At 61.4% G+C, this 8101-nt stretch carries 10 protein-coding genes; 2 read left to right on the forward strand and 8 right to left on the reverse strand.

Translation table 11 applies throughout. From position 1 onward, the window contains the following. Window positions 1-40: 40 nt before the first annotated feature. The 7 genes from ACH2CW_RS10825 to ACH2CW_RS10855 all read right to left on the reverse strand — a co-directional run bounded on the left by ACH2CW_RS10825 (window position 41) and on the right by ACH2CW_RS10855 (window position 5578). The gene (locus tag ACH2CW_RS10825; protein WP_395057950.1) at window positions 41-253 is read right to left on the reverse strand and encodes a DUF2970 domain-containing protein; all 213 of its coding nucleotides are present in this window, start codon (window positions 251-253) and stop codon (window positions 41-43) included. Then, window positions 250-840, reverse strand: coding sequence for a cytochrome c oxidase assembly protein (locus ACH2CW_RS10830; protein WP_395057952.1), 591 nt, complete (start codon window positions 838-840; stop codon window positions 250-252). The genes ACH2CW_RS10825 and ACH2CW_RS10830 overlap by 4 nt, the downstream gene beginning before the upstream one ends. A gap of 3 nt (window positions 841-843) precedes the next feature. Continuing rightward, a complete protein-coding gene (locus ACH2CW_RS10835; RefSeq protein ID WP_296921857.1) occupies window positions 844-957 on the reverse strand; it encodes a cytochrome oxidase small assembly protein in 114 nt (37 codons plus the stop codon). 29 nt (window positions 958-986) lie between these two features. Continuing rightward, window positions 987-2618 carry a cytochrome c oxidase subunit I gene (gene ctaD, locus ACH2CW_RS10840; protein ID WP_296921855.1) on the reverse strand — a complete coding sequence of 544 codons (1632 nt, stop codon included), beginning with the start codon at window positions 2616-2618 and terminating at the stop codon, window positions 987-989. 80 nt (window positions 2619-2698) lie between these two features. Further along, entirely contained in the window at window positions 2699-3838 is a 1140-nt protein-coding gene (gene coxB, locus ACH2CW_RS10845; RefSeq protein WP_395057964.1) for a cytochrome c oxidase subunit II, read from the reverse strand. Window positions 3839-4046: 208 nt separating this feature from the next. Beyond that, the gene (locus ACH2CW_RS10850) at window positions 4047-4547 is read right to left on the reverse strand and encodes a DUF2244 domain-containing protein (protein ID WP_395057954.1); all 501 of its coding nucleotides are present in this window, start codon (window positions 4545-4547) and stop codon (window positions 4047-4049) included. Window positions 4548-4681: 134 nt separating this feature from the next. Then, on the reverse strand, window positions 4682-5578 hold the full coding sequence (locus ACH2CW_RS10855) for a biotin synthase (RefSeq protein ID WP_395057956.1): 897 nt from the start codon (window positions 5576-5578) through the stop codon (window positions 4682-4684). 54 nt (window positions 5579-5632) lie between these two features. On the opposite strand from ACH2CW_RS10855, the gene ACH2CW_RS10860 reads away from it, so the two are divergent. Continuing rightward, window positions 5633-6382 (forward strand): ComF family protein, encoded by a 750-nt coding sequence (locus ACH2CW_RS10860; RefSeq protein WP_395057958.1) that lies wholly within the window; start codon window positions 5633-5635, stop codon window positions 6380-6382. A gap of 26 nt (window positions 6383-6408) precedes the next feature. Then, window positions 6409-6879 carry a tRNA (cytidine(34)-2'-O)-methyltransferase gene (locus ACH2CW_RS10865; protein WP_395057960.1) on the forward strand — a complete coding sequence of 157 codons (471 nt, stop codon included), beginning with the start codon at window positions 6409-6411 and terminating at the stop codon, window positions 6877-6879. Here the strand turns inward: ACH2CW_RS10865 and ACH2CW_RS10870 are convergent. Then, window positions 6876-7793: a LysR family transcriptional regulator gene (locus ACH2CW_RS10870; protein WP_395057962.1), complete on the reverse strand. Its 918-nt coding sequence runs from the start codon at window positions 7791-7793 to the stop codon at window positions 6876-6878. The genes ACH2CW_RS10865 and ACH2CW_RS10870 overlap by 4 nt on opposite strands. Window positions 7794-8101 lie beyond the last annotated feature (308 nt).

The following is an 8101-nucleotide window of genomic DNA, read 5'->3' on the forward strand; positions in this document are numbered from 1 at the left end:
TTGAATTCACTGTTCGATCAACGCGTGGCGCACCTTGCAGCTACTTGCCTACCACCCAGGTAGCCAGAAGAATCAGGCTACCGACAAACACCAGCACACCCACCAGCCCGACCACGAGGATGTGCACCGGGTTGAGCTGCGCCACGTCCTGCTCATAGTCGCCGCGCGCGCGCAAGCCAACAAACGACCAGCTGACCGCCTTCACGGTGCGCCAGATCGAGCCCTTGCGCTGCGTCACCGGTTTGCCGCTCAAGCGCCCGGCTCCCGAACGGGAACAGCCGCCACTGGCGCCGGTGGTGTCTTGCCACCGACCTCGAAAAACGTATACGACAGCGTGATCGTTGTCACGTCTTTGGACAGCTTGGGATCAATCACAAATGCCACCGGCCACTGCTTTTTCTCGCCCGGCGCCAGTGTGTACTGGCTGAAGCAGAAACACTCAAGCTTGTTGAAGTGCGAACCGGCCTGCAGCGGCGCATAACTCGGAATGGCCTGCGCCGACATCGTGCGGTTCTGGACGTTCTGGAACTCATACATGACCGTGGCCAGTTCGCCCGGATGCACCTGGATCGACGTGACTGCGGGCCTGAACATCCAGGGACCGCGCGCATTGGCGTCAAACTCGACCGTGATGCTGCGGCTGGTGTCGACCTGGGTGTTCGCCGACGTGTTGGCCGTGGCACCGGGAATCTGCCGGTCACCAAGTGCCAGCACATTGATGCCGGTCATTTCGCAAATCGCCTTGTAGATGGGCACCAGCGCATAACCAAAGCAGAACATGCCGAGCACGATCACGCCCAGCTTGCCCACCATCCGGAAATTTTCGCGCTTCAGGCCCATGACTCAACCCCGGCCGAAAAACACAAGCTTGGCCATGAAGCCGAGAAAAAACACGACCGCGATCGAGGCCAGGGTCAGGCCCAGCCGCAGATTGTTTTTTTTCTGTTCAGGTGTCATGGTGTGTTGTTGTTCTGCCCGGCAGACGATCAACCGATCACCTTGGTCGCCGTAGCGTCCAGGCGGGGGGGCGTCTCGAAAGTGTGGAAAGGCGCGGGCGAGGGAACTTCCCACTCCAGGCCTTCGGCGCCGGCGCCGTCAGGATCATTCCAGGGGCGCTGCGGTGCTTTTTCGCCCTTGCCCATCATGGTCGGCAGAACGATGAACAGGAAGAAATAAACTTGTGCGATGCCGAAGAAGAAGGCACCCACGCTGGCTATCGCATTGAAATCAGCGAACTGCATCGGGTAGTCGGCATAACGGCGCGGCATGCCGGCCAGACCCAGGAAGTGCATCGGGAAAAAGGTGACGTTGAAGGAGATCAGCGACCACCAGAAATGGATCTTGCCGCGGCGCTCGTTGTACATCACACCGGTCCACTTCGGCGCCCAGTAGTAATAACCGGCAAACAGCGCATACAGCGAGCCGGCCACCAGCACATAGTGGAAGTGGGCCACCACGTAGTAGGTGTCCTGCAACTGGATGTCAATGGGCGCCACGGCCAGGATCAGGCCGGTGAAGCCACCCATGGTGAACACGAAGATGAAGCCGACCGCGAACAACATCGGCGTCTCGAAGGTCATCGAGCCCTTCCACATGGTCGCGATCCAGTTGAAGATCTTCACGCCCGTGGGCACGGCGATCAGCATGGTCGAGTACATGAAAAACAACTGACCGGTCACCGGCATGCCGGTGGTGAACATGTGATGCGCCCACACGACAAAACTCAGGATGGCGATGGAGCCGGTGGCGTACACCATGGAGGCGTAGCCGAACAGGCGCTTGCGGGCGAAGGCCGGGATGATCTGGCTGACGATGCCGAAGGCCGGCAAGATCATGATGTAGACCTCGGGGTGGCCGAAGAACCAGAAGATGTGCTGGTACATCACCGGGTCACCGCCGCCGGCGGGGTTGAAGAAGCTGGTGCCGAAGTGGCGGTCTGTCAGCGTCATGGTGATGGCGCCAGCCAGCACCGGCATCACGGCGATCAGCAGGTAGGCAGTGATCAGCCAGGTCCAGCAGAACATCGGCATTTTCATCAAGGTCATGCCGGGCGCGCGCATGTTCAAAATGGTCACGATGATATTGATCGAGCCCATGATGGACGACGCGCCCAGGATGTGCAGCGCAAAAATACCGGCGTCCATCGACGGACCCATCTGCAGGGTCAGCGGTGCGTACAGGGTCCAACCAGCAGCGGGCGCGCCGCCTGGCATGAAGAAAGAGCCGACGATCATCAGGCCAGCCGGAATCAACAGCCAGAAGCTGAAGTTGTTCATTCGGGCAAAAGCCATGTCTGCTGCACCGATCTGCAGCGGAATCATCCAGTTCGCAAAACCGACGAAGGCCGGCATGATCGCGCCGAACACCATGATCAGGCCGTGCATGGTGGTGAGCTGGTTGAACAGCTCGGGATTCACCAGTTGCAGGCCGGGCTGGAACAACTCGGCACGTATGCCCAGCGCCAGCATCCCGCCCACCATGAACATGGCAAAGCTGAACAGCAGGTACAGCGTGCCGATGTCTTTGTGGTTGGTCGCAAAGACCCAGCGACGCCAGCCCGTGGGGGCATGGTCGTGGTCGTCATGCGCGTGATCGTGATGGTCGAGAACTGCACTCATCTTGGCTTCCTTTGGTGGCTTGTGCCTGTAGCTTTGTCTTTGCGGCTGACCGGGGTCCTGCCTGAATCGGGAGAAATAACCTATTTGCGTGCGGCCTGGAATTCAGCAGGCTGCACGATCTGACCGGTCTGGTTGGACCAGTTGTTCTTGGTGTAGGTGGAGACGGCGGCGAGGTCGGTATCGCTCAACCCTTTCCAGGCAGGCATGGCGCCGCCGGCAGCGCCGTTGAGCAGAATGGCGATCTGCTTGCCGTGGTCCTTGTCAACCACGATGGCCGAGCCGTCCAGCGCCTTGATCGGACCGGCACCTTTGCCGGTGGCCTGGTGGCAGGCAGCGCAATTGGCAGCATAAACTTTTTCGCCGCGCGCCTTCAGCTCGGGCAGGGTCCAGACCTTGGAAGGATCGTCGGCCTTGGCGGCAGCTTCCTTGACCTTCACGCCGACCCATTTGCTGTAATCCTCGGCAGAGAGCACCTTCACATGGATGGGCATGTAGGCGTGTTCCTTGCCACACAGCTCGGCGCACTGGCCGTAGAAGTCGCCGGTTTTTTCGGCACGGAACCAGGTGTCGCGCACAAAGCCGGGAATCGCGTCCTGCTTGATACCGAAAGCCGGCACCATGAAGGCGTGGATCACGTCGTTGGCGGTGGTGATGATGCGGATCTTGCGATCCACCGGCACCACCAGCGGGTTATCCACTTTCAGCAGGTAGTTGTCCAGCTCTTCGCCTTTTTTCGGGCCGCCGTTGTTGGATATTTCGCGGTGCGTGCTGTCCAGGGTGGACACAAAACCAATGCCTTCGCCCTCGCCCTTGATGTAGTCATAACCCCACTTCCACTGCATGCCGGTGGCCTTGATGGTCAGATCGGCGCTGGTCGTGTCCTTGGAAGCCACCAGCACCTTGGTGGCAGGCAGGGCCATCAGGATCACGATGACAAACGGAACAATGGTCCAGATGATCTCGACCGTGGTGGACTCATGGAAATTGGCCGACTTGTGGCCGACCGACTTGCGGTGCTTCCAGATCGAATAAAACATCACACCAAACACCGCCAGAAAAATCACCAGACAAATGATCATCATGAACCAGTGCAGCCACTGCTGCTCTTCGGCAATTTTGGTCACCGCGGGGTGCAAATTGAGCTGGTTGACGGCCGGACCGCCTGGCAGGTCGTTGACCGCGTAAGCCGCCGTGCTGAGCCAGCCGACCACCAGGACCATCACCGCGGCCAGCTTCCGATTGGCCTGCTGAGCCAGGAACTTGAAAACTTCACCTGCGTGCTTCATTCCTGGCCCTATCGTTGTACGTACGTTCATCGTGATCACTTTTATTGCCTCAATTACCGACAGATTAAGCTGCTGATTATAAAGTTAGCCATGGCGCCCAGCGCCGACAGACCCGACCTGACACCCTGCTTTCAACCTGGTTTCAACACCCACGCAGTGCTCGCCGGATGTCCCGAGCGAGCGCCGGCCTCAATTCGGGCCGCACATGCCGACCCACCCTGACCGTCCGGCCCTGCCCCGAAACCTCGATCAGCGAGCCGTCGCCGTCCTTGGGCTCGACCCGCACCCATTGCCGGTTGAACTCCGCGCGCTCCAGTCGCCCTGCATTTTCCAGTTCCACCAGCAAATGCTCGCCCTGCAGCACGATGCGCTCACCGTCCGTGGCATGACGGGCGTACACCGAAAAGGCCGCGCCCACCACAATCAACTCCAGCCATGCAAAAGGCATGACCAGAGTCGCGCCCTGCCACCAGAAAAAACCGGCAATGCCCAGCGAGACCACGCACAGCGACGCATACAACCATGCCAGTTGCGCCGGTGACACTGAACAATTGCGCTTGAGCAGCCACTGAACCGCCTGCGGCCCCTGGCCACCTGGGCCCGATGCTGCGGAGAAACGAGATGTCGGGGAGACGTTCGACACGGGACAAGACTCGAAAATTGCTGCCGATCACACTTTCGGCCGCGTGGTGCGTGGGAACATACCCAAAATTCGTGACTGGATTGTAGCCGGGTTTACCCCGTGCAACCCGCCGTCGAGCGGGATCGCCCGCCTCCTCAGGCGCCCTTGCGCGGGCCTTGTAACATCGCCCGCATGTCAGCGACTGAAACCGCGCTCAGGGGGCTGACCTTGACTCTGGGCTGGGCTTTCAGCGCGTGCCCGTAAATGATTTCGAAGGTCAGCGTGAGCCGGCCGTCGGGCTGGCGTGGCAACTGCTGCGCCAAGGCCTGCAACAGGCGCGCCTTCCAGGCCCGGCTGCGCAGGGCCGGAAACCGCAGCGGATGAAAGTTGCGGCCCAGCTCGCGCAGTTCCTGCAGCAGGCGTTCGGGCGTTTCATACGTCAGCGTGATGCGCTCCATGTCCATCACCGGCTCGGCAAAGCCGGTCTGCACCAGCATGTCGCCCCAGTCATGCATGTCGGTCAGCGCATGACCCGCGGGAGGCCAGCCGAGCGCCTCATACAGGACACGCAGTTCGCGCACGGTGTCCGGCCCCAGGCAGGAAAACATCAGAAAACCACCGACCTCCAGCGACTGGTGCCACTGCGCCAGCAGCGCCTGCGGATCGGCCGCCTCATGCAGCGCCATGTTGGCCCAAAGCATGTCCACTGCGGCCAGCGGCGCCTCGACACGCACGGCAGGCCCCACCCAGCGCTTTGGATGCCACCATGGTTTAGCTATGCTTTTAATAGCTGCTTGCGCACGTTCCTTATGGGCTTCAAGCACAAAACATGCTGAATCCGGATATCGGGCCGCCAACTGGCGGTGCCCCTGCAAGCCACCGCGAAGCGCACCCCAATGGATCCAGGCTTTGGGTTGCAGCTTGATCCACTGCAAGCGGTCCAACATGCGCTGAGCCACCTCTTCATGCAACCAGGGCGAAACAAGCGGTGCCACCCGCTGCCAGCGTTCTGCGGCTATCGAATCGACGGTAGGGGGACGTTGGGTGGGCATCAATGGAGCGGGGAAACAATGGAAGGGGGAAGAAGCGCCGAGTATATTGACACGATGTTGTTGCGCCTGCCTCGTCCGGCCGCCTTGCTCCCTACGCTGGCCAGCCAATGTGCTGTCTGCCTTAGTTGGCCGGCCCGGCGCGTGTGCGCACCCTGTGTGGCGCGCTTCGGGCAAGCGCTGGCACGATGCAGCACCTGCGCGCTGGCCCTGCCTGCGGATTTGTCAGGCGGTCGTGGTTCGCCTTCGCTGCAGTGCGCGACCTGCCTGCGCCAGCCGCCGCCGCTTGAGGCCTGTTTTGCAGCGATGCCTTACGCCTACCCGTGGTCGGACCTGGTGGCCCGCTACAAATTCGGTGGTGATCCAGCCTGGGCCGCCGTGTTTGCCAGCCTGCTGCTGCAGGTGCCGGGCGTGCGCACGGCGCTGGAGCGCTTGCAAGCCGAGGACTGGCTGGTGCCGCTGCCGCTGTCGGCGCAGCGGCTGCAATCGCGTGGGTTCAACCAGGCCTGGGAACTGGCCAAGGCGCTGGCACAACAGAGCGGCTCTGCGGCACAGGTCGACGCCCGGCTGCTGCTGCGCATCAGGGACACGCCGCCGCAGGCCCAGCTCAAGCGTGAAGCCCGGCTGCGCAACGTCAAGGGCGCATTTGTTGTCGACCCGCTGCGCGTGCAGCCCTTGCAGGGCCGCCGCGTGCTGCTGGTCGATGATGTGATGACCAGCGGCGCCTCGCTGTTCGCCGCCGCGCAAGCCTTGCGTGACGCAGGTGCCACCCATGTCACCGCGCTGGTCTTCGCCAGAACCGAATAGGCACACGCGGCGGCGACAATCGGGCCATGTTCAATATCGTTCTGGTCGAGCCCGAAATCCCGCCCAACACCGGCAATGTGATCCGCCTGGCGGCCAACACCGGCTGCCGGCTGCACCTCGTGGAGCCGCTGGGGTTTTCGATGGACGACAAACACATGCGGCGTGCCGGGCTGGACTACCACGAGTACGCCACACTGAGCCGCCACACCGACTGGGCCGCATTTCTGGCCACTGAACAACCCGATCCGCTGCGGCTTTTTGCGCTGACCACCCGCGGCACGCGGCTGGTTCATGAGGTGGTGTTTGCACCCGGTGACTGGCTGGTGTTTGGCTCGGAAACGCGTGGATTGGCCCCGGAACTGCGCGACGCTTTTGCGCCCGCGCAGCGCCTGAAGCTGCCCATGCGGGAAGGACAACGCAGCCTCAATTTGTCGAACGCGGTGGCGGTAACGGTATTCGAGGCCTGGCGACAAAACGGGTTTGGCGAAATCTTTTAGCGCCCCGGCGGAGCCTGCGGCGCAAATTCTGCGAGGAAGTCCAGAAAAGCCCGGGTGCGCGCCGGCATGAACTTTCGCGTTGGCAAGGCCGCGTAAATCGTGAAACGGCCGAAAATCCACTCTGGCAGCACCTGCACCAGGGTGCCGCGCGCCAGATGCGGCGCGACCAGCATGCGCGACAAAAAGGTGATGCCCGCGCCGTCCAGCGCGGCACGCAGCAGCACATCAAAACTGGTGGTTTGCAGCGCCGGCTTGACATCCACATCGACAGCGTCGCCACCGGCCAGCGGGTGCAAGCGGGCCTGCCGGCCGTAGTGGCCGGAGTTCTGCGGCCACTGGAATTTCAGATAGGTGTGCTCGCGCAGTGCCTGCGGCGTGGCCGGGGTGCCGGCGCGCTGGAGGTAGTCTGGTGACGCGCACACAATCCAGTCGGTGGTCGCCAGCGGGCGGGCCACGATGTCGGCGTCAAAGCCCTCGTCCACCACCAGGAAAGTGACATCAAATTCCTCGATACGCGGCTGTGGAAAAGGGTCGATGGCCAGATCCAGCAGCACCTTGGGATGACGCGTATGCCAGGTTGCAATGCGCGGCGACAGGAAATACGAGGCCAGCACCGGCGTCGCCAGCACATGCAGGGTGCCCTGCAGCTCGCGTGTATGCGCCGCCGCCGCCGACTCGGCATCCTCGACCTCGTAAAGAATGGTGCGCACCCGCATCAGATAGGCCTCGCCCGCGTCGGTCAGGGACAGCTTGCGGGTGGTGCGCTGCAGCAGCCGCACACCCAGATGGTCTTCGAGTGCCGCCACCATCCGCGTCACGCCCGCTGGCGACATGTCCAGCGCGCGGGCTGCCGCCGCGAAGCCACCTTCGTCGATGACGCGCTGAAAAACCTTCATTGATTGCAATCTGTCCATGATGAAACAAATTGTAGTCTTAATCCTACACTATTTCAATAACTGAAATGGTTAATTGATGACTGAGTAGTTTTCAATTGGTCCCGAGCGTTTTAAAGTTCACTCCATCGATGAGCCGAAACCAATTAACGACTCACCGAGGATGGACAGACGAGGAACAAGCTCCCCGCCATGCCCGGAATGTCTCATTAACTTTTTAAGGATTTTCATCATGAACACGAAATTTTTCTCCTCCGCCCTGATCGCCGTTGCCAGCCTGGCTTCCGTCAATGCTTTCGCTGCCGGTGCCGACAACGCGCCAGAACAGA

Origin of the sequence: Polaromonas sp. (assembly GCF_043778355.1) — a bacterium.
Lineage (GTDB): Bacteria > Pseudomonadota > Gammaproteobacteria > Burkholderiales > Burkholderiaceae_C > Polaromonas.